The organism is Citrobacter sp. On2M (genome assembly GCF_018035235.1).
Lineage (GTDB): Bacteria > Pseudomonadota > Gammaproteobacteria > Enterobacterales > Enterobacteriaceae > Citrobacter > Citrobacter meridianamericanus.
In genome coordinates this window covers 517,082-541,277 of record NZ_WPCV01000002.1, presented here as the reverse complement: position 1 = coordinate 541,277, position 24,196 = coordinate 517,082, and the positions used below count along the sequence as shown (strand labels likewise).

Genomic DNA, 24,196 nt, shown 5'->3' with positions numbered 1-24,196 from the left:
GAATTGAACATGATAAGGACATTATTCGGCCCACTCGGCGGGAAAGGCGTTACCGCCCTCCTGCTCGCCAGCCTGCTGTCTGGCGTCAGCACCGATAGCCTCGCAAAAAAAACCTATGTGTTGGGCGAGAAGCAAAGCGTCAGTTACCAGGTCGGCAGCGGCCCCTCAAAAGATGGTACGATTAATACCACCTATGATGCCGCCCCCACGGTGGTATTTAGCCGTAACGCCACCCTGGCCCCGGCCAACGTGGTGTTGAAATGGGATAACAACCACGGTTCAGGAAAAAGCTCAGAAAGTGCGTACTGCACCCAGTCAAACAAGGGCTCGGGAAACGGATTTTCGATAGACTCGGCTTTTGTAAGCGCTGGCAGCTATAACGGGGTGGAAATCTTTAAAACCAATATCCAGGGGCTCTATTTCTCGGTCAATATACATGATATGAGCGCCGCAGGGGAATTTACGTTTAGCGTCGATAACCTGAATATTCGCAGTGGCTATCAGAGTCAGGCGCTGATCCCTGTTCCCACGAGTTCAACCTGGTGCGACAGAACCAGTACCGGAAAGACAGTGGAATACTCCACCCGAGGCGGCGTCGGTTTTTACAGCACGCTCACCTTTTACACCGACCAGACCTATATCCCTGGCGCAAGCTCTATAGAACTGCTGAAGACGAACAGCTATCACTTTCGTATCTGGAATGACAACCCCGGCGCTGGCATAGCCTCAAAATCCATCCTTGTCACTTACGATATCAGCAAAATCAAAATCAGCGAACCCACCTGCTCGGCAATACCGGTCGCCAGTGGCGCCAGCGTCAAAAACAACGTTGTTGACATGGGGCGCTATAACCCGCGCGATATTCTCACAGGCGCAACGCCAGTGCCTTTCGCTATTCAGCTCGCAGGCTGCAGAGGGCTCAACAATATTAACGTCACGCTCGCCTCAAGCGCTGTGGCTAGAGACCGTAGCCTGCTCGCCAATGCGTTAGCCAACGATCGGGCCGACGGCGTGGGAGTGCAAATCAGCGGCGCGGCAAATAACTACAGCCCGCAGACCATTCTGGTGCCAAATGACGAGAACTCGGTGTATCGCGATCGGCACGATACCACCGGTGAAAACAACATCTATGATGGCACGGTTGTGGGTAATGAGCCGGGCGTAGCGCAATCTCAAACCCTCAATTTCCTGGCAACGCTGAAGCAAGACAGTAATCAGCCCATTTCCGCGGGTAATTTCAAAGCCACCGGTATCTTCACGATGGACTACCCGTAACGCTCACTCCCGGCTGGCTATGGCCGGGAGATCCCCATAAAGGGCTAACTTTCCATCGTCGCTTCCCCTACAATGCGGCCATTATATTCAGATTATTGATGACCAACAGGGGTTATGATGAAACCAACCACCATCGCCTTGCTGCAGAAATGCAAACAGGAAAAGAAACGCTTCGCCACCATCACCGCCTATGACTACAGTTTTGCCAAACTGTTTGCTGACGAAGGCATTAACGTGATGCTGGTCGGCGACTCCCTGGGAATGACCGTTCAGGGTCATGATTCTACCCTGCCTGTGACCGTTGAAGATATTGCCTACCACACCCGCGCCGTGCGTCGCGGTGCGCCCAACTGCCTGCTGCTTTCAGACCTGCCATTTATGGCTTATGCCACGCCGCAACAGGCGTTTGAAAACGCCGCGGTGGTTATGCGTGCGGGCGCCAATATGGTGAAAATTGAAGGCGGTGCCTGGCTGGTTGATACGGTGAAAATGCTCACCGAACGTGCCGTACCGGTTTGCGGCCACCTGGGATTAACGCCGCAGTCGGTGAATATCTTTGGTGGCTACAAAATTCAGGGCCGCGGCAATGCCGGAGACGTTCTGCTGGAAGATGCGCTAGCGCTGGAAGCCGCTGGCGCTCAGTTGCTGGTGCTGGAATGCGTACCGGTTGAGCTGGCGAGGCGAGTCACAGATGCGCTGTCTATTCCGGTTATCGGTATTGGCGCAGGTAACGTCACTGATGGACAAATCCTCGTCATGCACGATGCCTTCGGCATTACCGGCGGCCATATCCCTAAATTTGCCAAAAATTTCCTCGCTGAAGCGGGCGACATGCGCGCCGCAGTACGGCAGTATATTGCTGAGGTTGAATCCGGCGTCTATCCGGGTGAAGAACACAGTTTCCATTAAGGAGTCAACGTGTTAATTATTGAAACTCTGCCATTGCTGCGCCAGCATATTCGTCGTCTGCGTCAGGAAGGCAAACGCGTCGCGCTGGTCCCTACCATGGGGAACCTACACGACGGCCATATGAAGTTGGTTGATGAAGCAAAGGCTCAGGCTGATGTCGTGATCGTCAGTATTTTCGTTAACCCAATGCAATTTGATCGTGTGGAAGACCTGGCGCGCTATCCACGCACGCTGCAGGAAGATTGCGAAAAACTGAACAAGCGTAAAGTCGATGTCGTCTTTGCACCGTCAGAGAAAGAAATCTACCCACAGGGCACAGAAGGCCATACCAATGTAGATGTTCCTGGACTATCTACTATGCTGGAAGGCGCCAGCCGTCCGGGTCACTTCCGCGGTGTTTCCACTATCGTCAGCAAGCTGTTTAACCTGATCCAGCCAGATATCGCCTGCTTTGGCGAGAAAGATTTCCAGCAACTGGCGTTGATCCGCAAAATGGTAGCGGATATGGGTTATGACATTGAGATCGTCGGCGTACCCATTATTCGTGCCAAAGACGGCTTAGCCCTCAGCTCACGTAACGGCTATCTCACGGCAGAGCAGCGTAAAATCGCCCCTGGTTTATACAAAGTAATGAGCCATATCGGTGAAAAATTACAGGCTGGTGAGCGCGATCTGGAAGAGATTGTCGCCATTGCTGAGCACGAACTGAATGAAAAAGGCTTCCGCGCCGACGACATTCAGATCCGTGATGCCGACACACTGTTGGAGTTGACTGAAACCAGCAAACGCGCAGTGATTCTGGTCGCCGCCTGGCTGGGTCAGGCGCGTCTGATCGATAATCAAAGCGTTACATTAGCCCAGTAGACAGGGGTTAAAAATCAGGCAATACTGCCTGAAAATTCTCAAAGCAGGTCAATTGCGCCTGCTTAGCCAAGATAAACGACAGGGTATAGAAGTTATGATTCGCACCATGCTGCAAGGCAAGCTCCACCGTGTAAAAGTCACGCAGGCAGACCTGCACTATGAAGGCTCCTGCGCCATTGACCAGGATTTTCTTGACGCCTCTGGTATTCTGGAAAACGAAGCGATTGATATCTGGAACGTGACCAACGGGAAACGATTCTCCACCTACGCGATTGCGGCTGAACGCGGCTCCAGAATTATCTCAGTGAACGGTGCGGCAGCGCATTGCGCCGAGGTTGGCGACATTGTGATTATTGCCAGCTTCGTCACCATGTCTGATGAAGAAGCCCGTACCTGGCGTCCAAAAGTAGCCTACTTTGAAGGCGACAACGAAATGAAGCGCACCGCGAAAGCCATTCCGGTACAGGTTGCCTGACAGCCATTACCCCTGCGGCTGGTTGCTTATCAGCCGCGACATTGTCTCCAGCGAATCCGTTCTTAAAATATAAAGTCTTTTCAATAAGAACGGATTATCTCCCGGCTTAACCTTCCCTCTCACCGTGGTGACCGCCATATGGAATCCTGCGTCGCCTGCGGCTTTTACCGCCGTGGCGTTATAACCGCCAAACGGATACGAAAGATACAGGACGTAAGGATTAAACTGGGACAACGCCCGGCGCGAACGGGCGAAATCGAACAGAATATTGTGATAGCTGCGACTCAGCAGGATCGGTCGGTGATTCGCATCAACCCGATGTAAAAAATGGGTATGCGACTGGAAGTCGAACACATCCCGGATCTCGTTCAGTTCAGAGAGGCTCATAAACTGCAGCGATTTCGGATCCCACTTCTGCGGGTGGCGCTTGATGCGTGAGGAGATGATAAACGCCGTGGCCTTCATACCGTACTGCTTCAAAATGGGGTAAGCATAACGGCTCACCGACTTGAGACCATCATCAAAGGTCAGCACCACCGCCCGCGCCGGGAGATTCATTTTATTCTGCACGTAGCCTTCCAGTTGATACATCGTCAACGTGGTGTAGCCACGATCCTGGAGCCAGGCCATCTGGTTGCTGAACGCGCGTACGGAGGTTGTGGTGGAGGTATGGCGAAAGCGGGTATTCTCTTCATCGCGCAGAATATGATGGTAAGTTAGCACCGGAATACCGTTGTCTTCCTGCGCATCCAGCGCGCTAACATAGGCCAGTCGGCCACCAATGCGGATCTGGTACCAGGTCTGGTTGAGTCGGTCTTTAAGCTTGCTGATAATCGGATAACGCAGATTATCAGCCAGCACCCCAAATGGGGCGCTACCGACATCCGGAGCGTTATAAACCGATGTGTCTTTCCAGGTTATCAGACTTTGATTACTCAGCGGTTTATTGAGATCGCCCAGGCCATCATCGACTTTCTGCCGCCCCTGAACAGGCTCCAGGTGCCCCTTATCAATAAACCCGGTGCCAAAACCAAAGGCAAATTCGTAATAGTCTGCCGCGATGGGCTCAACGGCGAGGATCTGCCCGGCGCGAATATTCCCGACCGTCACCATTTTATTGCCAATCTGCGCCCATACGGCGGCGGCTTCGGTGGTTTGCATATAGCGAGCAGGCAAAGCCGCAGTGACGCTGCCAGAAAACAGGAGCAATAAAATAAGCAGAACGCGCATAACCATATGAGATAACCGAGGCGAGAAACCCTGGCTATTGTAGCAAAAACGCCATCAATACCAATGATTAATACTCATACAAATCATGCTTCAACACGAAGGGGGGATTTTTTTGTTGCTGATGCCAGAGACTGGAGACTTCAGGCCCGCCAAGCGCGACGATGCTGTCGCGAAACGCAGCACTGCTCATCGATTCCCGTGACGACAGCATTCGCTCAAGTAACGGATAAGTGATACCTGAAATCACTTCACACTGGGGGTGTTTATGGCTCATTAACGAAGCCACACGGTAAGGCGCAGCCCCGGCCATATCGGTCAGGAATATCACGCCCTCGCCCGAGTCTGTAGCATGCAGGGCATGGCACATCATGCGACTTAGCATGTTCGAGCTGAGCCCTCGCCAAAAACTTACCGCCTGACACTGGACCAAAGGACCGTGTTTTGTTTCCAGACGATGCAGCATATCCTGTGCCTTATCATCATGACAGGTAATTACCCAACCCAGCATCGCAACTCTCCCAATGAGTCTGAATCAGCAAATAGCTTATCATACACCGGACCTGCATGTTTCTTACTGTTCCAGCGCGTATATTAATATTTTCTTAATTTTCGATCTTAATCCGAAAATCATTGACCTACCTATTTACAGGAAAAATAAAAAGAACCTTAATGAGAATAAATTTATATTTAAATAAGCGCCGCGACTAACTATTTATTAGCTATAATTGAAGGGCCGTTAAGAAAAATTACATATATTTCTCACGCCAGCCAAAATATAATGTTATATGAAAAAACATTCATGTAGCGAATGCTATTAATATTTTTTATCTTTCTCTTATTATAAAGAGCGAGATAATTTTATATTTATCTTCTATAAAGGATTAGCAATGAAAAAGGTATTTTTAATTTCGGCATTATCCCTGGCAACACTGATGTCCAACGCTCACGCCGCAGATACCACCTTACTGAAAGTAAAAGGTCTGCTGACCAACGCAGCCTGTACCCCTGCGCTGGATCAGGTCGGTGTTGCTGACTATGGCCGTATCTACCTCGGCGATCTGAGCCCCACTGCAACCAACCAGTTAGGCAAAAAAAATGTCAGTCTGAATATTACCTGCACCACCGCCACCAAAGTGGCATGGACGCTGACCGATAACCATGCCGACACGCTGGCTACCGGTATCACGGTGAAAAACGCGGACGCAGCAGGTGGAGAAGCCACGGGCGCAACGACGACGGCGGGCCTGGGTAAAGCAGGCGCAGTAAACATTGGTGCCTGGGCGGTATATGTCGACACGACGGGCGTGAAAGCAAACACCGCTGCAGCTGACCTGATCTCCAGCGATGTCGCCACCGTAAGCTGGTCAAAATCCACCACTGGTGCGGTCAAAATGCAAAATGCCGGTATGCTCTCTCTGGCAACAACCGGAACAACTGAGCCGGTAGCGGTCACATCGGCGGAATTCCCACTGGTGGTGTCTGCAGCCATTCAGGATACCACGACCCTGGCTATCACTGATGACACCAATCTCGACGGTGAAGCAACCATCACGCTGAAATATCTCTAATCCGGACATGCAACACCGCCGGCACAATTGCCGAAGGGGTAGCCTGGCGGTTAGCGAACGTTTCATACGCGGCTGACCTGTATATCCCCTCAATAATTCGAGTTGCAGGACAAAACGCCTCTGCGTTTTCAACGCCGCTTGCCGCGGCTCTTTAGGAGCCGGATAAGCCTGCGCACCTGCAACCTGGAGAATGACGGGGATAAGAGAGAAAAACAAATACACCGTTTAGTTGCTTTACCTGTAAGGATTAACAATGAAAAAAACACTTTTACTTTCAGCGTTATCGCTGGCTCTGCTGGGATCCGCCGCTCACGCAGCGGATACTGCCACTCTGAAAGTCGCAGGGAGGCTCACCAATGCCGCCTGTACGCCCACCATGAGCGATGCGGGCGTGGCCGACTATGGGAAGATTTACCTCGGTAACCTGAGCGCTACCGCAACCAACCAGTTAGGGCAGAAGAATATCACGCTAAGCATTAACTGCACGGCGGCCACCAAAGTGGCCTGGCGCTTTATGGACAACCGTGCTGGTACCCGCCCGCTTGGTATAGAAGTGGCCAATGCAGATGTCTCGGGGGCTGCAACGACAGATTCTGTACGCACGAATGGCTTCGGCAAAACGGCCGGGGGCGTCAAGCTTGGTGGCTGGGCTCTCTATGTTGACCTGCCAAACCTGAAAGCCAACGGCGTGGCCGTGGATTTTCTTGAAGGCGACAACACGTTAACGCATGCCTGGCAGAAATCAACCACCGGCGCGGTGAAGAACACTTCCGGAAATGAATTCTGGTACAGCACCGCCACCACGGGCAGTCTGGAAGCGCTGGCCATTACCAACGCGGTTTTTCCACTGGTTGTCTCTGCCGCAGTTCAGAATACCGCGACGCTTGCCATCACCGACGATACCCCACTTGATGGTGAAGCCACCATTACCCTGGCCTATCTGTAATCGGTTCCCCGCTCTCCACGGGATGTGGAGAGCGTATTTCCCCATGGAGGATAACAATGATTTCCCTGCAATACCTGACATCCAAACGCGCATTACTGGTGCTGTCTCTTTCCCTGTGCCCAATAATAGCGGCACATGCCGCTGGCATGGTGCCGGACACCACGCTGCTGGTCATTGATGAATCAGATGGCGGTGGGGTCATGAACGTCAAAAATACTGACGACTACCCGGCATTACTGTACACCACCATCACTGACCTGCCCGACGACAAAGGCACCCAGGTACACGTCACCCAGCCCGTGGTGCGCGTAGAGCCGGGGCAACAGCAGCAGGTGCGTTTTATTCTGCAAACCACCGAGCAGCTCACGGTAGAGCATTACAAACGCGTCGTCTTTGAGGGAATTCCACCCAAAGACCCAACCAAAAAACGCAAAATTAGTTTTAATATTCGCCAGGATTTACCGGTGCTAATCCGTCCGAAAAGTTTACCCGTGGTTACCGACGCCTGGAAACTGCTCACCTGGTCAGGCAGCGGGCAACATCTCACGGTGAAAAACCCGTCGCCTTACGTAGTGCGCATGGACATGAACGTTACGTATCAACCTTCCGGCACGGCGGGGAGACTGCCTAAAACCTATATTCTGCCCGGTGAAACGATGAATGTTGCGGTGCCCAAAGCCATCGCCGCAGACAAATCGGTACGCTTTTCGCCTGCCAGCCGTTATGGCATTGAAGTTCCAACCTTTACCGCTCCATTAGTTCCCTGATCAGAAGGATAGATGAGTGAATAAGCTCAAGCCACTGACTTGCAGTATTCGCCATGCGCTCTGCTGTTCACTGACGATCTGTTTATTCCCGCTCACGGCAGCCGATGCCAGAGAAGTGACATTCAGTACCGACATTCTCAAAGCGCGGGGGATCAGTACCAGCGTGGCACAATACTTTGCCAACGAAGCCCGTTTTCTGCCAGGGCGGCACGCGGTTTCACTCAAAGTGAATGGCACGGAAAAAGGCACGCTTGCCCTGCGCTTTGGTGATAAAGGGCAACTTTGCGTAGATAATGATTTTACCGACGCGGCGGGGCTGCGCACGTTGTCCATCTCCGCCAGCGAAACGTGCCACGAAATTCACAGCGATTATCCTGACGCCACCCTCAATTACCGCCCCAACGATGAAACCGTAGAACTGTTTGTGCCCACCGTGGCGCTGGATAACGACTTTTACACACAGGAAAACTACGCCACTGGCGGCACGGCGGGGCTGCTGAACTATACGGTATTCAACTCACACAACGAGTTTGACACCGCCAGCAACGATTATTCACAGGCAGATCTGGAAGCGGGAATGAATATCGCTGACTGGACTCTGCGCAGCCGTTATATCGTCACCGATGATAACGGTGAACGCAATGCCGACAGCCTCTATACCTTTGCTGAGCACGTGTTTATGCAGCAGAAAATACGCGCTCAGGTTGGCCAGATCAACGTGCAGTCGGCACTGTTTAGCGGTGCGCCGATAAGCGGCGTGCAGATTCAACCAGAGCAAGGACTTATCTCAAATTTCTCCGGGGTGAGCGTTTCCGGCATTGCCCGCACCCAGCAGGCTCGCGTGGAAGTGCGTCAGTCCGGGCAGCTTATTTACTCCTCCGTGGTTCAGGCCGGGCCGTTTACGCTCGAGAATGTGCCGATCGTGCGGCACAATGCCAACCTGGACGTCAGCGTAGTGGAAACCGATAACTCGGTGACCCGTTTTATGATCCCGGCCGCCTCTTTCCGCCGTAATGGCCTGTCGCGCCCGACAGGATTAACGATGTCATTGGGTAAAGTCCGCGAGGTGGAAGGCGACTATAGCAACCCGTGGGTTTATAACGTCTCTGATGGCTGGCTGTTACATCCGCAGCTTTCTTTGCAGGCGTCCGGCGTGGCAGCACAGGATTATCAGGCAGCCGGAACGATGCTTGATTGGGCGGTGAACGATAGCTGGACGCTCTCGTCGAGTTTGCTCGGCAGCCGCGAATCCTTTGGCAGTGCGCAAAACGGCATGAAAACGGAGTTACAAAGTAATCTGTACCTCACCAGTAACTTCGCGTTATCCCTCAATGCGGCGCATTATTCGAACGGCTATCGCGAATTAACCGAAGCGCTGGATGATGAGTTTGAGCGCAGCAAAAATAGCTGGGGCGGCAACCTGAGCTGGAGTGCGCCGCTGGTGGGCACCTTTTCGCTGGGTTACAACTATGAACAGGCAAGCGACAGCGACACGGAAGACTCTCGCTATATGATCGCCTCATGGAGTAAATCGTTCCAGTATGAGTCCGTGAGCGTCAACTGGCAGCATGCGTTAAACAGTCATATCAGTGACGATAACGGTAGCCGCTACAACGATGATGACATGGTGTATGTCAATCTCAGTATACCGCTTGGCGCAAATCAGAATATCAGCGCTTATATGCGCGATCAGGGCGACCGAACCGCCTATGGCGTACAAAATAGCGGCATTATTGGCAGAAATACCAACTATTATCTGGCGGTAGAGCGTGAAAGCGCCGAACGCGACGTCAATTCGCTAAGCGGAGGCCTCAGCACCAACCTGCATTACACGCAGCTGAGCCTCGCGGCTACTGCCGACAGCGATCGGCAGCGCACTTACAACGGAACACTGTCGGGTGGAGTGGCAATTCACGATCATGGCCTCACCTTCTCGCCTTACGCCATCAAAAATACCTTTGGCATCGCGCGGTTAAGCGAATCACAAAGCGGTGTCGAAATTTCCACGCCGCAGGGCTCCGTGTGGACTGACGTCTGGGGGCAAGCGGTGATCCCGGGCGTGTCGGAGTGGCGAAAATCACGTATTGAAATTAATGCCAACAGCTTGCCGCAAAATATGGATCTGGCGAACGGGATCAAGAGCGTGGTTGCCGCCCACGGCTCGGTAAGCAAAGTGGATTTTAACGTACTGAATACACGTCGGGTCATGCTGACGGTAAAAGGTGCGGACGGGCAATGGTTACCGAAAGGAATGAGTATCGTTGATGAGCACGATAATTATCAGGTCAGTGTGGTAGACAGCGGTCGCGTCTTTATCAGCGACGTGGAAGGCAACCCTGCACTTTATGCCGTGGATGACAATATGCAGCGGATTTGTCGCATACATTACACGCTCAGCGACGAGCAGGATAAAGAGGCGTTTTATGAAACCGTGGAGGGAACCTGCCAGTGAAGATAAATGGGATTTATGGGGTCGTTGCCGCTTTGGTGCTCTCTTCCCCCTCTGCAATGGCGCAGAGTGAGTGTCAACTGACTTTATCTCAACCGACCGTGGGGTTTAACACGTTCCGACGGGAAGATAGTGTCAACACACGCCAGCAGTGGCATCAAATGCCAACGAAAGAGATCAGTGTGAACGCTTACTGCCCGCAAGACACCGTAATGGGTGTGTTTGTACAGGGAAGCGCTGGCCCGCAAGGGCGTTTTTTATTTGGTAACGGTGGCGGGCTCGCGGTACGGGTGAGCCAACTGGTCGTTGATGGGCGCCACTATTCGGTGGCAAAAACCAGCGACCGCCAGAATCTGACCGCCGAAGAAAATGCCGGCGAGACGCTGTTAATACATAACAATGACGGTATTGTGGCGGTAGAAAACCATGCGCAGGTATCGGGAAAGCAGATGTCATTTACCCTGACGCTAACCCCAGTACTCAACGATAACCAGTTTTCGCATACCACCGATGTCACCAGTCTGGAGGCGGACTTACGCTGGGAGTTGCTCACACGATAATGCTGGCCGGATGCGCCGCTCAAAACGCCATCCGGCACAACGCAACGTTAGCTGCGCAATCCTCGACCGCGCTGAATCAGGTACCAGCACAGCAAATAAAACACAGCGATAAACACCACCAGCACGCCAAATGTGGTGACCAGGGGAACATCATGAATCCCCAGGAAGCCGTAGCGGAAGCCGCTAATCATGTAGACGATCGGATTCAGATGCGAAAGCCCCTGCCAGAACGGCGGCAGCAGTGTTAACGAATAGAACACACCACCCAGATAGGTCAGAGGGGTCAGCACGAAAGTTGGGATCAGGCTGATATCGTCAAAGGTTTTGGCGAAAACCGCGTTCAACAAACCGGCCAGCGAAAACAGCACTGCCGTTAACACCAGCGTGAGCGCCACAAAGACCCAGGAATGCACCTGGAACGGCACGAAGAACAGTGAAATCGCCGTGACCAGGATCCCGACGCACAGGCCACGCGCCACGCCACCGCCGACAAAACCGGCGATGATCACGTGTGTTGGCACCGGGGCGACCAGCAACTCTTCAATATTGCGTTGAAACTTGGCGCTGAAGAATGACGATGCCACGTTAGCGTATGAGTTGGTGATCACTGCCATCATAATCAGACCCGGCACGATAAACTGCATATAGCTAAAACCGTGCATTTCGCCAATACGCGAGCCGATCAGGTTACCAAAGATAATAAAATAGAGCGTCATGGTGATGACGGGGGGAACCAGAGTCTGGACCCAGATACGCATAAAGCGGTGAATTTCTTTCGCCCAAATGCTTTTCAGCGCAACCCAATAAAGCTGCATCATGCGCCATCTCCTTGTTTTTCATGCACCAGAGAAACAAACAGTTCTTCCAGTCGGTTTGCTTTGTTCCGCATACTCAATACCTGAATCCCCTGAGCGCTCAGTTGGGAGAAGACGCTGTTAATGCCCTGCTCGCGCAGAACTTCCACTTCCAGCGTGGAAGTATCCACCAGACGATACTGATAGCCTTCCAGTTTTGGCAACGGGCTTTTCGGCGCCAGATCGAGAATAAAGGTCTCGGATTTCAGTTTAGAGAGCAGGCTCTTCATTGAGGTGTTTTCCACCAGCTCACCATGCTGAATAATGCCGATATTGCGACACAGCATTTCAGCTTCTTCGAGATAGTGGGTGGTCAGAATAATCGTGGTGCCTTTGTCGTTTAAATCTTTTAAAAAGCCCCACATTGAACGGCGCAGCTCAATATCCACGCCCGCCGTCGGTTCATCAAGGATGAGTAATTTGGGCTCGTGCATGAGTGCCCGGGCAATCATCAGACGGCGCTTCATCCCACCGGAAAGCATGCGCGCGCGCTCGTTGCGTTTTTCCCATAAATCGAGCTGCTTTAAATATAATTCGCTGCGTTTGACCGCCTCTTTATGCTCAACGCCGTAGTAACCGGCCTGGTTAACCACGATCTGCTGCACGGTTTCAAACGGGTTAAAGTTAAACTCCTGCGGGACCAGCCCAAGCTGGCGTTTGGCGTTAACCGTATCTTTATCGAGATCGTAGCCGAAAACGCTAACCCGTCCGGAGGTTTTATTCACCAGCGAGCTGATTATCCCGATGGTGGTGGACTTCCCTGCGCCGTTAGGTCCCAGGAGCGCATAGAAATCGCCCGCTTCGACTTGCAAATCTATGCCGCGTAGCGCCTGAACACCACCGGGATAGGTTTTCTTAAGTTGTTGAAGTTCCAGAGCAATGGTCATGGTTTTTTACTTACCTTACGTTCTGACATTTTATATATAGTTTAAATAATGTTGGAGTTAACCTATATTAGCCCATCGAATTTATCTGGCTTCGGGTCGTACAACTCCATGAAAGACATAGATACACTCATCAGCAACAATGCACTATGGTCAAAGATGCTGGTAGAAGAGGATCCCGGATTTTTTGAAACGCTGACACATGCGCAGAATCCGCGTTTTCTATGGATTGGATGTTCCGATAGCCGCGTACCCGCTGAACGATTAACCGGTCTTGAGCCGGGCGAATTATTTGTCCACCGTAATGTTGCCAATCTGGTTATTCACACCGACCTGAACTGCCTCTCAGTAGTGCAGTATGCGGTGGATGTGCTGGAAGTGGAACATATTATTATTTGTGGTCACTATGGTTGCGGCGGCGTCCAGGCGGCTATTGAAAATAAAGAACAGGGACTGATTGATAACTGGTTACTGCATATTCGCGATATCTGGTTTAAACACAGCTCACTACTGGGCGAAATGCCACAGGAACGCCGCATTGATACCCTTTGCGAACTGAATGTCATGGAGCAGGTCTACAACCTCGGCCACTCAACCATTATGCGTTCAGCCTGGAAGCGCGGTCAGAAAGTCACAATTCACGGCTGGGCTTACGGTATTCATGATGGCCTGCTGCGCGATCTTGACGTCACCGCCACCAGTCGCGAAACGCTGGAGCAGCGCTATCGCCAGGGGTTGTCTAACCTCAGCCAGAAACATACCAATCACAAGCAGATGCCAACAAACGGCAGCGACGCGTAAGCGACTTTTCGGCCTGCGGAAGTAACGTGCAGGCCGAATAAGCGAAGCGCCAGCAGGCGCTCCCAATATTACTCATCCAACAGCACCACTTTGCCAACATACGGCAGATGGCGATAACGCTGGGCGTAGTCAATGCCGTAGCCAACAACAAACTCATCTGGAATAGAGAATCCGATAAACTCAACCGGAACATCCACTTCACGACGGGAAGGTTTGTCCAGCAACGTACAGATGGCCAGGGATTTCGGCTCGCGCAGGCTCAGAATCTCACGCACTTTAGACAACGTATTGCCGGAGTCAATAATGTCTTCGACAATCAGCACGTCCTTGCCACGAATATCTTCATCCAGGTCTTTCAGGATTTTAACATCACGCGTGGTAGACATTCCGCTGCCGTAGCTGGATGCAGTCATGAAATCGACTTCGTGGGAGACATGCACTTCACGGCACAGGTCGGCCATAAACATAAATGAGCCGCGTAACAGACCAACCAGCACCATATCGCTGCCGCTGTCCTTATAACGTTCGTTAATTTGACGTCCCAGTTCAGCAATACGCGCTTTGATCTCCGCTTCCGGGATCATGACTTCAACAGTATGTTTCATATCTCTAACCATATGATTTAAAAACAAATCACTCAATGCTTACTTGTAATAAGCGAGCATCTAAGCGCAAGGTACGCAGTATACCAGTAAAAGCATTCACACGCGGCATCTGTTGATAAAGTTCATAACGTGACGAGTATCACGCGTTTTAGCTCCTATAATTAACTGCGAATAAATAAATAACACGCGTGATGGTATTTTTTATGGCAAATAACAACGTACGTTCTCAACGGCTTATCGTGACCCTGAGCGCCCTGTTCGCGGCACTTTGTGGACTCTATCTCCTGATTGGCGGAGGCTGGCTGGTCGCTATCGGAGGCTCCTGGTACTACCCGATCGCGGGCCTTGTCATGCTCGGTGTGGCTTTCCTGCTGTGGCGAAGTAAACGTTCTGCTCTCTGGCTGTATGCTGTCCTACTTCTCGCCACCATGATTTGGGGTGTTTGGGAAGTCGGCTTTGATTTCTGGGCACTGACGCCGCGAAGCGACATCCTGGTTTTCTTTGGTATCTGGCTTATTTTACCTTTCGTCTGGCATCGTCTGATAATCCCATCCAGCGGTGCGGTAGCCGCGCTGGTTGTGGCCCTGCTGATAAGCGGCGGCATCCTGACCTGGGCTGGCTTTAACGATCCGCAAGAGGTTCACGGCACGCTGAGTGCTGATGCCACCGAGGCCGACGCAATCTCGCCGGTTGCCGATGGGGACTGGCCTGCTTATGGTCGTAATCAGGAAGGCCAACGCTATTCTCCGTTAAAACAAATTAACGCTGACAACGTTCATCAGTTGAAAGAAGCGTGGGTATTTCGTACCGGTGATTTAAAACAACCGAACGATCCTGGTGAAATCACCAATGAAGTTACCCCCATAAAAGTGGGCGACAGTCTTTATCTGTGTACCGCCCACCAGCGGCTGTTTGCCCTCGATGCGGCCAGCGGGAAGGAGAAGTGGCATTTCGATCCACAGCTCAATACCAACACCAGCTTCCAGCACGTCACCTGTCGTGGGGTGTCTTATCATGAAGCAACGGCGGCGAATGCTTCGTCTGACATGGTGGCCGACTGTCCGCGTCGCATTATTCTGCCGGTCAACGATGGGCGCATTTTTGCTCTCAACGCTGACACCGGTAAGCTGTGCGAATCCTTTGCGAACAAAGGTATTCTGAACCTGCAAACCGATATGCCGGTAACCACGCCAGGTATGTACGAGCCGACATCTCCGCCGATTATCACCGATAAAGTGATAGTAATTGCCGGAGCGGTGACTGATAACTTCTCTACCCGCGAGCCGTCAGGCGTAATTCGCGGCTTTGACGTTAACAGCGGTAAACTGTTGTGGGCCTTTGACCCAGGTGCGAAAGATCCAAACGCGATCCCGCAGCCGGGCGGGCACTACACCTTTAATTCTCCGAACTCCTGGGCGCCTGCGGCCTATGACGCGAAGCTGGACCTGGTGTATCTACCGATGGGCGTCACCACCCCGGATATCTGGGGCGGTAACCGCACGCCGGAACAGGAACGCTACGCGAGTTCGATTCTGGCATTGAATGCCAGCACCGGTAAGCTTGCCTGGAGTTATCAGACCGTTCACCACGATCTGTGGGATATGGATTTACCGGCGCAGCCGACCCTTGCAGATATCACCGTTAAAGGAGAGAAAGTTCCGGTCATTTATGCTCCGGCGAAAACCGGTAATATCTTCGTCCTCGACCGCCGTAATGGCGAGCTGGTGGTACCTGCCCCGGAAAAACCGGTGCCGCAAGGCGCAGCTAAAGGGGATTATGTCAGCCCAACCCAGCCGTTCTCCGATCTCAGCTTCCGTCCGAAGAAAGATCTCAGCGGGGCCGACATGTGGGGCGCAACCATGTTTGACCAGCTGGTGTGCCGCGTGATGTTCCACCAACTGCGTTATGAGGGGATATTCACCCCGCCATCTGAACAAGGCACGTTGGTCTTCCCTGGTAACCTCGGTATGTTCGAATGGGGCGGTATCTCCGTTGATCCTAACCGTCAGGTCGCTATTGCTAACCCGATGGCGCTGCCGTTCGTTTCGAAGCTGATCCCACGCGGTCCCGGCAACCCAATGGAGCCGCCGAAAGATGCCAAAGGCAGCGGTACGGAATCCGGTATTCAGCCGCAGTACGGTGTGCCGTTTGGCGTCACGCTGAACCCGTTCCTTTCGCCATTTGGACTACCGTGCAAGCAACCGGCCTGGGGATATATCTCCGCGCTCGATCTGAAATCCAATAAGGTAGTGTGGAAAAAACGTATTGGTACACCGCAGGACAGCATGCCGTTCCCGATGCCGGTTCCGGTGCCATTCAATATGGGGATGCCGATGCTGGGTGGACCAATCTCCACTGCGGGCAACGTGCTGTTTATTGCCGCAACTGCCGATAACTATCTGCGCGCATACAACATGAGCAACGGTGAAAAACTGTGGCAGGGGCGCTTACCGGCCGGTGGCCAGGCAACACCGATGACGTATGAAGTTAACGGTAAGCAGTATGTGGTTATATCCGCCGGAGGCCACGGCTCATTTGGGACGAAGATGGGCGATTATATCGTGGCGTACGCGTTGCCGGACGACGCTAAATAACTGAAAAGCCCGGTGGCGCTAATGCTTACCGGGCCTACGGATGCGACATGTCGGCCGGGCAAGGCGAAGCCGCCCCCCGGCTTTTTTTATACCGTGAATCCGAGCATCATGCCGGTATCTTCATGCTCTAACAGATGACAGTGCGCCATATAGGCATGCTCTTTTGGCGCGTCGTGGTCAAACTTCACCAGCACCTCGCTGACGCCGCCCTCTACCCGCACCGTGTCTTTCCATCCTGTACGGTGGGCAGCAGGCGCTTTGCCATTTTCAGACAGAATGCGGAACTGCGTGCCGTGAATGTGGAACGGATGCAGCATCATGTCGCCCTGGCCAGAAATCACCCAGCGTTCGTGCTGACCTTTCGCCGCGGCGAACATCGGTTTATTCATATCAAACGCCAACCCGTTAATCCGGTTAGCATTATGGAAATCGAATGTACCCTCCTGCTTCATGTTGCCCATGCCGCCATGCTGCATATTCCCCATCTCACCGTGGTTCATATTGCCATGATCCATGTTCCCGTGACCCATATTGTCGTTATTCATATGGCCCATCATCTTCCCATGATCCATCCCTGCCATGGCCTGCCCGCCGTATTTCTTCATCAGCATTTGCATGCCCATCATGTCGAGCATCGGATCCATAGACAACTGCAGTTTGCGTACCGTCAGCCCATCAAGCGACGGCAGCACTGGCATAGATGTCAGCATATCCGGTAACGTGCCGGAGGCGGTAATCAGCAGCGGCTGAACGCGCATGACCGGGTGCGGTTTATCAAACGGCGCCACCGCCATGCCCATCTGACTGACAGGCAATGTGACCAGATCAAAAGCTTTACCGTCGCTCACATCCACCAGCACTTCGAAGCGTTCGCCCATCAGCATAGGAAGCTCGGTCACTTTTACCGGCTCCGCCAACAAACCGCCATCGCTGGCAATGACATACAGCGGGCGATTATCGCTGGCCGCGATATTCAGTGAGCGGGCATTACACCCATTAAGCAGACGCAGGCGCAGCCAGCCGCGCGGCGCCGCATGCTGAGGAAAAATCGCCCCGTTGGTCAGCAGCGTATCGCCAAACCAGCCGACGGCAGCGGTCATGATGTCCAGTTGATAGTTAATCTGTCCATCCGCGGAAAACTGCTTGTCCTGCATGATTACCGGCACATCATCAATGCCCCACTGCTTAGGCAGCAGCAGCTTGCGAATCTCTTCATCTTCAATCAGCACCAGCCCGGCCAGCCCCATCGCCACCTGACGACCAGTCTTGCCATGCTGATGTGGGTGGATCCAACAGGTTGCTGCCCGTTGATCCGGCGTAAAGGTCACGGAGCGTTTCCCGCCTGCAGGAATAATGCCTTGCGGCCCGCCATCGACTTCACCGGGGATTTCCAGTCCGTGCCAGTGTAGCGTTGTCTCTTCGGTAAGCTGGTTATGAATGTCGACGGTCACCGATTGCCCTTTATTCAGCTTGACCGCCGGTCCGAGCAGATTGCCGTTATATCCCCAGGTCGTGGCCGTTTTACCGGCAAAGTTTGACTGCCCGGTTTGCACGATCAGCTGGATGCGATTCGAAGCATCGGCGGTTAACAGATCAGGAATGGGTAAGGCGGGACGGTCGGCGGCAAATACGCTCCGGCTCCATAAAGGTAACGCTGACGCGACGCCCAGCGCCACGGAGTACTTTAAAAAGTCACGACGTTGCATTCTCACTTCCTTATATTCAGCAGCTTAAGCAGGCTATCTTTTAAGCATAAGCCTTCCCCTTACGGGAAGGTCAAGTGAATGGCAAATAATAAAGGTCGTCGCTTCGCTCGCAGTGTGCTAACGTTTAAATTCCGTGATGCAGTGGTAGAAGCAATGAAGACGTTTTTCAGAACAGTTTTGTTCGGCAGCCTGATGGCCGTATGCGCAAACAGCTATGCGCTGAGTGAGTCCGAAGCCGAAGATATGGCCGATTTAACGGCAGTTTTTGTTTTTCTGAAAAATGACTGTGGATACCAGAATTTACCTAATGGGCAGATTCGTCGCGCACTGGTCTTTTTTGCCCAGCAAAACCAGTGGGACCTAAGTAATTACGACACCTTCAATATGAAAGCGCTGGGTGAAGACAGCTATCGCGATCTCAGCGGTATCGGCATTCCTACGGCAAAGAAATGCAAAGCGCTCGCGCGTGACTCCCTGAGCCTGTTGGCTTACGTTAAATAGATAGTTATGCGGAGCCTACAGGCTCCGCATAAATTAACGCTGTTGCACAAATTCGCGGTATGCCGCCACTACCTGAAGAAAATCCTCTACGCCGCAAAGTGAAAAGCTCTCTTCGTCGTAATAGCTCATCCCCTCTTCTATTTCATCTCCGGAGAACTCCAGTTGATTGGCGCGTACCATCACCTCTTCGCCATCCAGCCAGAGCGTGTATTCATGTCCTGCCCGCTGCCAGGAGCGCTCACTGCCCTTCACCGCACGCGCCGCCTGTTCCACTTCATCAAGTAAGGCCAGGTTTTCTTTCACTTCTTCGTTAAACCAGTGCCCCACCACTTCGTGGCCCATGGACATACGCACTTTTACCACTCCGGTAATATCGCGCAGAAATTCGTAATCCATAATGTCTTCCTCTGCTCCCGGCAATGCGCCAATACCGCATTGCGCCTTGCTGTAATTATCGCAGCAGCGCCGCAGAAAAAAAGCGTAGCGGGTATAAGGAATAGAAATAAAAATGCCCGGAGAAGCCGACTTCTCCGGGCATTGATGCGTTTTTACACAAAACGCGTTAGCGCATTACACCGCGGTCTGGAAAATCACGCCGTCGGCTTTCTCAGTGTACTGAGACAGCTGGTCGAAGTTCAGATAACGGTAGGTGTCGACAGCGGTTTTATCCACCTGCGCCACATAGGTTTGATACTCGTCCGGCGTCGGCAGTTTGCCGATCAGTGCCGCGACCGCCGCCAGCTCCGCAGAAGCCAGGTAGACGTTCGCCCCGGTCCCTAAACGGTTCGGGAAGTTACGGGTAGAGGTCGACACCACGGTTGAGTTGTCCGCCACGCGCGCCTGGTTACCCATGCACAGTGAACAACCCGGGATCTCAATACGCGCCCCGCTCTTGCCAAAGACGCTGTAGTAACCTTCTTCGGTCAGCTGCGCGGCGTCCATACGGGTTGGCGGCGCCACCCACAGACGCGTCGGCAGCTGGCCTTTGTGCGCATCCAGCAGCTTACCGGCCGCACGGAAGTGGCCGATGTTGGTCATACAGGAACCGATGAACACTTCGTCAATCTTCTCGCCCTGCACGTCAGACAGCAGACGCGCATCGTCCGGATCGTTCGGCGCACACAGGATTGGCTCTTTAATATCCGCCAAATCGATGTCGATCACCGCCGCGTATTCTGCGTCAGCATCGGCTTCCAGCAACTGCGGATCCGCCAGCCATTTTTCCATCCCCTGCACACGACGTTCCAGCGTACGGCGATCGCCGTAACCTTCTGCGATCATCCACTTCAGCAGTACGATGTTAGAGTTCAGATACTCAACGATCGGCTCTTTGTTCAACTTGATGGTACAACCGGCAGCGGAACGTTCAGCGGAGGCATCGGTCAGTTCGAACGCCTGCTCCACTTTCAGATCCGGCAGACCTTCGATTTCCAGGATGCGGCCAGAGAAGATGTTTTTCTTGCCTTTCTTCTCAACGGTCAGCAGCCCCTGTTTGATCGCATACAGCGGAATGGCGTGTACCAGATCGCGCAGGGTGATGCCCGGCTGCATTTTACCTTTAAAACGAACCAGAACGGATTCCGGCATATCCAGCGGCATCACGCCGGTCGCCGCGGCAAACGCGACCAGACCCGAACCTGCCGGGAAGGAGATGCCAATCGGGAAACGGGTATGGGAGTCACCGCCGGTGCCGACAGTATCCGGCAGCAGCATGCGGTTCAGCCAGGAGTGGATGACGCCATCGCCAGGACGCAACGACACCCCGCCACGGTTCATGATGAAATCTGGCAGCGTGTGGTGCGTGGTTACGTCAACCGGCTTCGGATACGCGGCGGTATGACAGAAGGACTGCATCACCAGATCAGCTGAGAAGCCCAGGCACGCCAGGTCTTTCAGTTCATCACGGGTCATCGGGCCGGTAGTATCCTGAGAACCCACGGAGGTCATCTTCGGTTCGCAGTACGCGCCCGGACGAATACCTTTCACGCCGCAGGCGCGGCCAACCATTTTCTGTGCCAACGAGAAGCCGCGGCTGCTTTCCGCCACGTCTTTCGCCTGACGGAAGACGTCTGAGTGCGGCAGACCCAGCGCTTCGCGCGCTTTGGTGGTCAGGCCACGACCGATGATCAGCGGAATACGGCCACCGGCACGCACTTCGTCGATCAGCACGTCGGTTTTCAGCTCAAAGCTGGCCAGCAGTTCGCCGGTTTCGTGGTTACGCACCTCGCCTTTGAACGGGTAAACGTCAATCACGTCCCCCATGTTCATGTTTGAAACGTCGACTTCAATTGGCAGCGCACCCGCATCTTCCATGGTGTTGAAGAAGATCGGCGCAATTTTGCCGCCGAGGCACAGACCGCCACCGCGCTTGTTCGGCACATGCGGGATATCATCGCCCATGAACCACAGCACGGAGTTGGTCGCGGATTTACGCGAAGAGCCGGTACCGACAACGTCACCCACATAAGCCAGCGGGTAGCCTTTCTTCTGCAATTCTTCGATCTGTTTGATCGGGCCTACCACGCCCGGCTGATCCGGGTTAATGCCTTCACGGGCGTTTTTCAGCATCGCCAGCGCGTGCAGCGGGATATCCGGGCGAGACCATGCGTCCGGTGCCGGAGAGAGGTCATCGGTGTTGGTTTCACCGGTCACTTTAAAGACGGTAACGGTTATTTTTTCAGCCAGAGCAGGACGGTTCAGGAACCATTCGGCATCAGCCCAGGACTGCATTACCTGCTTCGCATATTCGTTGCCCGCTTTGGCTTTTTCTTCCACATCGTAGAAGTTATCGAACATCAGCAGCGTTGAAGAGAGCGCTTTGGCGGCAATCGGCGCCAGTTTGGCATCGTCCAGCGCGTCGATCAGCGGATGAATGTTGTAACCACCCTGCATGGTGCCCAGCAGTTCAATGGCTTTTTCTGGTGTTACCAGCGGGGAGGTGGTGTCGCCTTTCGCGACGGCAGCGAGAAAACCGGCTTTAACATAAGCGGCTTCATCTACGCCAGGAGGAACACGGTTGATCAACAGGTCTAACAGGAATTCTTCTTCGCCCACAGGCGGGGTCTTCAGCAGCTCGACAAGTGCGGCCATTTGGGTTGCGTCTAAAGGTTTTGGCACAATCCCCTGGGCAGCACGCTCAGCTACGTGCTTACGGTATTCTTCTAGCACGACGATATCTCCTCGCTCTCATTGTCATAATGCGGCGCTTTTGTAGATGGGCGATTCTCTTCACGCTCCTGTGAGACAGTAGTTAGTAGGGTAAATGCCCGGTACCGCATAAGGCACAATAACAGGATTTTCATTAAGTGTTAATCCGTTTACAAAAAAGCAACATAAAAAATTGGCTGAATCGTTAAGAATGGTATAGCGACAAGGCGAGAGGCAATTAAGGCTGCCTGAAGGCGCCCTGAAACGATTGATTTTCAAGCGCGACCTGCTGAATATTCCAGCGATTTCTCAGCCATCAGATATAATTGTGTAATAAATCTTCACACTCTTTTTCCGGACCTCCCGGCTGAATCCCCAATAAAAGTCAAAACTGTCTAACACGGGTGAATAATACTCGCGGCAACAAGAACGCCTCACGGCACAGCGCTTGTCTCGTTGGAGTCATTTTATGAAGTTGCCCTTTAAGCCACACTTGCTTGTCCTTCTGTGCAGTGCCGGGCTGTTTGTCGCCTCTGGCGTGATGTTCGTTAAAAGTCGCACCACGGAGCCTGCCCCGGTGACACAGCAACCGTCAGTACCGGCTCCAGCTCCCGTAGCGGCCCCTACCCCGGTCGACCAACCAGCGCCTGCTGCAATACCTACGTACACGGCGGCACAAATCGATCAGTGGGTTGCGCCTATCGCACTCTATCCGGACTCACTACTGTCGCAAATTTTGATGGCTTCAACCTACCCGGCCAACGTCATCCAGGCCGCGCAGTGGTCTAAAGACAACCCCAAAATGCAGGGTGACGCCGCTATTCAGGCCGTTGCCAGTCAACCCTGGGATCCCAGCGTGAAATCGCTGGTGGCTTTTCCGCAGTTAATGTCGCTGATGGGTGAAAATCCGCCGTGGGTACAGAGCCTGGGAGATGCTTTCCTTGCACAACCAAAAGATGTTATGGATTCCGTGCAACGCCTGCGTGCGCTGGCGCAACAGACCGGGGCGTTACAATCGACACCGCAGCAGACAGTCACCACCGTGACCAAAGCAGCACCGTCTAAAACCGTAGCCAGCGAGTCGACAACCCGTTCAGCGAGCACATCAGCCACAACGGCCACAGCAAGCCCAACGGTAATCAAGATTGAATCCACCGATCCGCAGGTGGTGTACGTTCCCACCTATAACCCGAATACGGTTTACGGTACCTGGCCAAATACAGCTTATCCGCCAACCTATCTGCCACCAACGCCAGGTGAGCAGTTTGGCAACAGCTTCGTTAACGGTTTAGGCTTCAGCCTCGGCGTTGCCACAACTTATGCCATCTTCAGCAATATCGACTGGGATGACGATGATGACTGGGATCATCATCATAATGATGACTGGGATAACCATGGCGGTTATAACCGTAACGGTGATAACAACATCAATATCAACGTTGATAATTTCAATAAAATCAGTGGACAACGGCTGACGGACGCCAACCGAACCTGGCAGCACAACCCGGCCTATCGCGAGGGCGTGCCATACCCTAATAGCCAACTCAATAACCGCTTTCACGCCACCAACACAGCTACCGGGTTCAGTTCAACACAGCAAAAACCGGTTAACCGCGATAGCCAGCGTCAGGCAGCCCTGAGCCAGATGGAAAAATCGACGGGGAAAACATTCCCGCAGACGGCGCGTACGGGCACGAAAGACGCCCAGCGTCAGGCATCCAGCCAACAGCTGAAGCAAATTTCCCAGCGTAATAACTACCGTGGCTACGACACCAAACCGCAGACGACGAAGCGGAGCACCACGCAGCAGCGAGAAAATCGCCAGACCACCTCGCAAAGACAAGAGAAACGCGCATCACAGCCCGCACAGCAACGTCCTCCCCAGCAGAGAAGCACTCAGCCACGGGCCAATGCGCTGAGCGGCAACGATAGCCGCTCCGCGAACTGGCAGGCACAGCAGCAGCGCGGCGCACAAAGCAGACAACTCGCTGCCCGCCAGCAGCCACGTCAGGCGTCTGGTGGACGCGCTGAACACCGTGAATTTCGTCATCGTTAAGGGAG

At 53.2% G+C, this 24,196-nt stretch carries 21 protein-coding genes; 13 read left to right on the top strand and 8 right to left on the bottom strand.

From position 1 onward, the window contains the following. Positions 1-9: 9 nt before the first annotated feature. From On2M_RS04750 to panD, 4 genes are all read left to right on the top strand, one after another. Positions 10-1,275 carry a fimbrial protein gene (locus On2M_RS04750; RefSeq protein WP_210904444.1) on the top strand — a complete coding sequence of 422 codons (1,266 nt, stop codon included), beginning with the start codon at positions 10-12 and terminating at the stop codon, positions 1,273-1,275. Positions 1,276-1,392: 117 nt separating this feature from the next. After that, positions 1,393-2,184, top strand: coding sequence for a 3-methyl-2-oxobutanoate hydroxymethyltransferase (gene panB / locus On2M_RS04745; RefSeq protein WP_210904657.1), 792 nt, complete (start codon positions 1,393-1,395; stop codon positions 2,182-2,184). A gap of 9 nt (positions 2,185-2,193) precedes the next feature. Then, positions 2,194-3,048, top strand: coding sequence for a pantoate--beta-alanine ligase (gene panC, locus On2M_RS04740; RefSeq protein WP_210904443.1), 855 nt, complete (start codon positions 2,194-2,196; stop codon positions 3,046-3,048). Between the two features lie 94 nt (positions 3,049-3,142). After that, positions 3,143-3,523 (top strand): aspartate 1-decarboxylase, encoded by a 381-nt coding sequence (panD, locus tag On2M_RS04735; protein ID WP_000621526.1) that lies wholly within the window; start codon positions 3,143-3,145, stop codon positions 3,521-3,523. Positions 3,524-3,529: 6 nt separating this feature from the next. On the opposite strand, the gene On2M_RS04730 is transcribed toward panD, so the two are convergent. Continuing rightward, a complete protein-coding gene (locus On2M_RS04730) occupies positions 3,530-4,759 on the bottom strand; it encodes a polysaccharide deacetylase family protein (RefSeq protein ID WP_210904442.1) in 1,230 nt (409 codons plus the stop codon). Positions 4,760-4,820: 61 nt separating this feature from the next. Next, positions 4,821-5,261: a PTS sugar transporter subunit IIA gene (locus On2M_RS04725; protein ID WP_187253734.1), complete on the bottom strand. Its 441-nt coding sequence runs from the start codon at positions 5,259-5,261 to the stop codon at positions 4,821-4,823. Between the two features lie 379 nt (positions 5,262-5,640). Between On2M_RS04725 and On2M_RS04720 the strand changes: the two genes are divergently transcribed. The 5 genes from On2M_RS04720 (at position 5,641) to On2M_RS04700 (ending at position 11,043) form a co-directional block, all read left to right on the top strand. Then, positions 5,641-6,321: a DUF1120 domain-containing protein gene (locus On2M_RS04720; protein ID WP_210904441.1), complete on the top strand. Its 681-nt coding sequence runs from the start codon at positions 5,641-5,643 to the stop codon at positions 6,319-6,321. A 253-nt stretch (positions 6,322-6,574) separates the two neighbouring features. Next, positions 6,575-7,267, top strand: a complete 693-nt coding sequence (locus On2M_RS04715) for a DUF1120 domain-containing protein (RefSeq protein WP_210904440.1) — start codon at positions 6,575-6,577, stop codon at positions 7,265-7,267. Between the two features lie 56 nt (positions 7,268-7,323). After that, entirely contained in the window at positions 7,324-8,034 is a 711-nt protein-coding gene (locus tag On2M_RS04710) for a fimbria/pilus chaperone family protein (RefSeq protein WP_210904439.1), read from the top strand. A 16-nt stretch (positions 8,035-8,050) separates the two neighbouring features. Next, positions 8,051-10,486, top strand: coding sequence for a fimbrial biogenesis usher protein (locus On2M_RS04705; RefSeq protein WP_210904438.1), 2,436 nt, complete (start codon positions 8,051-8,053; stop codon positions 10,484-10,486). Then, on the top strand, positions 10,483-11,043 hold the full coding sequence (locus On2M_RS04700) for a hypothetical protein (RefSeq protein WP_255588896.1): 561 nt from the start codon (positions 10,483-10,485) through the stop codon (positions 11,041-11,043). The genes On2M_RS04705 and On2M_RS04700 overlap by 4 nt, the downstream gene beginning before the upstream one ends. A 47-nt stretch (positions 11,044-11,090) precedes the next feature. On the opposite strand, the gene On2M_RS04695 is transcribed toward On2M_RS04700, so the two are convergent. Beyond that, a complete protein-coding gene (locus On2M_RS04695) occupies positions 11,091-11,861 on the bottom strand; it encodes an ABC transporter permease (protein ID WP_042312267.1) in 771 nt (256 codons plus the stop codon). Then, positions 11,858-12,784, bottom strand: coding sequence for an ABC transporter ATP-binding protein (locus On2M_RS04690; RefSeq protein WP_151216760.1), 927 nt, complete (start codon positions 12,782-12,784; stop codon positions 11,858-11,860). Before On2M_RS04690 ends, On2M_RS04695 begins: the two co-directional genes overlap by 4 nt. 108 nt (positions 12,785-12,892) lie before the next feature. Here On2M_RS04690 and can point away from each other — a divergent pair, with 108 nt between their 5' ends. Then, positions 12,893-13,582, top strand: a complete 690-nt coding sequence (gene can, locus On2M_RS04685; protein ID WP_151216759.1) for a carbonate dehydratase — start codon at positions 12,893-12,895, stop codon at positions 13,580-13,582. A 68-nt stretch (positions 13,583-13,650) separates the two neighbouring features. Here the strand turns inward: can and hpt are convergent, their stop codons facing one another. Beyond that, positions 13,651-14,187 carry a hypoxanthine phosphoribosyltransferase gene (gene hpt / locus On2M_RS04680; RefSeq protein ID WP_042312274.1) on the bottom strand — a complete coding sequence of 179 codons (537 nt, stop codon included), beginning with the start codon at positions 14,185-14,187 and terminating at the stop codon, positions 13,651-13,653. Positions 14,188-14,390: 203 nt separating this feature from the next. Between hpt and On2M_RS04675 the strand changes: the two genes are divergently transcribed. Then, positions 14,391-16,781, top strand: coding sequence for a glucose/quinate/shikimate family membrane-bound PQQ-dependent dehydrogenase (locus On2M_RS04675; protein ID WP_210904437.1), 2,391 nt, complete (start codon positions 14,391-14,393; stop codon positions 16,779-16,781). An 86-nt stretch (positions 16,782-16,867) separates the two neighbouring features. On the opposite strand, the gene cueO is transcribed toward On2M_RS04675, so the two are convergent. Continuing rightward, entirely contained in the window at positions 16,868-18,487 is a 1,620-nt protein-coding gene (cueO, locus tag On2M_RS04670) for a multicopper oxidase CueO (RefSeq protein WP_210904436.1), read from the bottom strand. Between the two features lie 153 nt (positions 18,488-18,640). On the opposite strand from cueO, the gene On2M_RS04665 reads away from it, so the two are divergent. Next, entirely contained in the window at positions 18,641-18,988 is a 348-nt protein-coding gene (locus On2M_RS04665) for a YacC family pilotin-like protein (protein ID WP_003018667.1), read from the top strand. 33 nt (positions 18,989-19,021) lie between these two features. Here On2M_RS04665 and yacL read toward each other — a convergent pair whose 3' ends face one another. Further along, positions 19,022-19,384: a protein YacL gene (yacL, locus tag On2M_RS04660; protein ID WP_151216757.1), complete on the bottom strand. Its 363-nt coding sequence runs from the start codon at positions 19,382-19,384 to the stop codon at positions 19,022-19,024. 174 nt (positions 19,385-19,558) lie between these two features. Next, positions 19,559-22,156, bottom strand: a complete 2,598-nt coding sequence (gene acnB, locus On2M_RS04655) for a bifunctional aconitate hydratase 2/2-methylisocitrate dehydratase (protein ID WP_151216756.1) — start codon at positions 22,154-22,156, stop codon at positions 19,559-19,561. 448 nt (positions 22,157-22,604) lie between these two features. Between acnB and On2M_RS04650 the strand changes: the two genes are divergently transcribed. Next, entirely contained in the window at positions 22,605-24,191 is a 1,587-nt protein-coding gene (locus tag On2M_RS04650; RefSeq protein ID WP_210904435.1) for a DUF3300 domain-containing protein, read from the top strand. Positions 24,192-24,196 lie beyond the last annotated feature (5 nt).

What these genes read in the sequence shown, in the direction of transcription:
- On2M_RS04750 (WP_210904444.1), top strand. Translation starts at nt 10, where the DNA reads ATGATAAGGACATTATTCGGCCCACTCGGCGGGAAAGGCGTTACCGCC.
- panB (WP_210904657.1), top strand. Translation starts at nt 1,393, where the DNA reads ATGAAACCAACCACCATCGCCTTGCTGCAGAAATGCAAACAGGAAAAG.
- panD (WP_000621526.1), top strand. Translation starts at nt 3,143, where the DNA reads ATGATTCGCACCATGCTGCAAGGCAAGCTCCACCGTGTAAAAGTCACG.
- On2M_RS04730 (WP_210904442.1), bottom strand. Translation starts at nt 4,759, where the DNA reads ATGGTTATGCGCGTTCTGCTTATTTTATTGCTCCTGTTTTCTGGCAGC.
- On2M_RS04725 (WP_187253734.1), bottom strand. Translation starts at nt 5,261, where the DNA reads ATGCTGGGTTGGGTAATTACCTGTCATGATGATAAGGCACAGGATATG.
- On2M_RS04720 (WP_210904441.1), top strand. Translation starts at nt 5,641, where the DNA reads ATGAAAAAGGTATTTTTAATTTCGGCATTATCCCTGGCAACACTGATG.
- On2M_RS04715 (WP_210904440.1), top strand. Translation starts at nt 6,575, where the DNA reads ATGAAAAAAACACTTTTACTTTCAGCGTTATCGCTGGCTCTGCTGGGA.
- On2M_RS04710 (WP_210904439.1), top strand. Translation starts at nt 7,324, where the DNA reads ATGATTTCCCTGCAATACCTGACATCCAAACGCGCATTACTGGTGCTG.
- On2M_RS04695 (WP_042312267.1), bottom strand. Translation starts at nt 11,861, where the DNA reads ATGATGCAGCTTTATTGGGTTGCGCTGAAAAGCATTTGGGCGAAAGAA.
- On2M_RS04690 (WP_151216760.1), bottom strand. Translation starts at nt 12,784, where the DNA reads ATGACCATTGCTCTGGAACTTCAACAACTTAAGAAAACCTATCCCGGT.
- can (WP_151216759.1), top strand. Translation starts at nt 12,893, where the DNA reads ATGAAAGACATAGATACACTCATCAGCAACAATGCACTATGGTCAAAG.
- hpt (WP_042312274.1), bottom strand. Translation starts at nt 14,187, where the DNA reads ATGAAACATACTGTTGAAGTCATGATCCCGGAAGCGGAGATCAAAGCG.
- On2M_RS04675 (WP_210904437.1), top strand. Translation starts at nt 14,391, where the DNA reads ATGGCAAATAACAACGTACGTTCTCAACGGCTTATCGTGACCCTGAGC.
- cueO (WP_210904436.1), bottom strand. Translation starts at nt 18,487, where the DNA reads ATGCAACGTCGTGACTTTTTAAAGTACTCCGTGGCGCTGGGCGTCGCG.
- On2M_RS04665 (WP_003018667.1), top strand. Translation starts at nt 18,641, where the DNA reads ATGAAGACGTTTTTCAGAACAGTTTTGTTCGGCAGCCTGATGGCCGTA.
- yacL (WP_151216757.1), bottom strand. Translation starts at nt 19,384, where the DNA reads ATGGATTACGAATTTCTGCGCGATATTACCGGAGTGGTAAAAGTGCGT.
- On2M_RS04650 (WP_210904435.1), top strand. Translation starts at nt 22,605, where the DNA reads ATGAAGTTGCCCTTTAAGCCACACTTGCTTGTCCTTCTGTGCAGTGCC.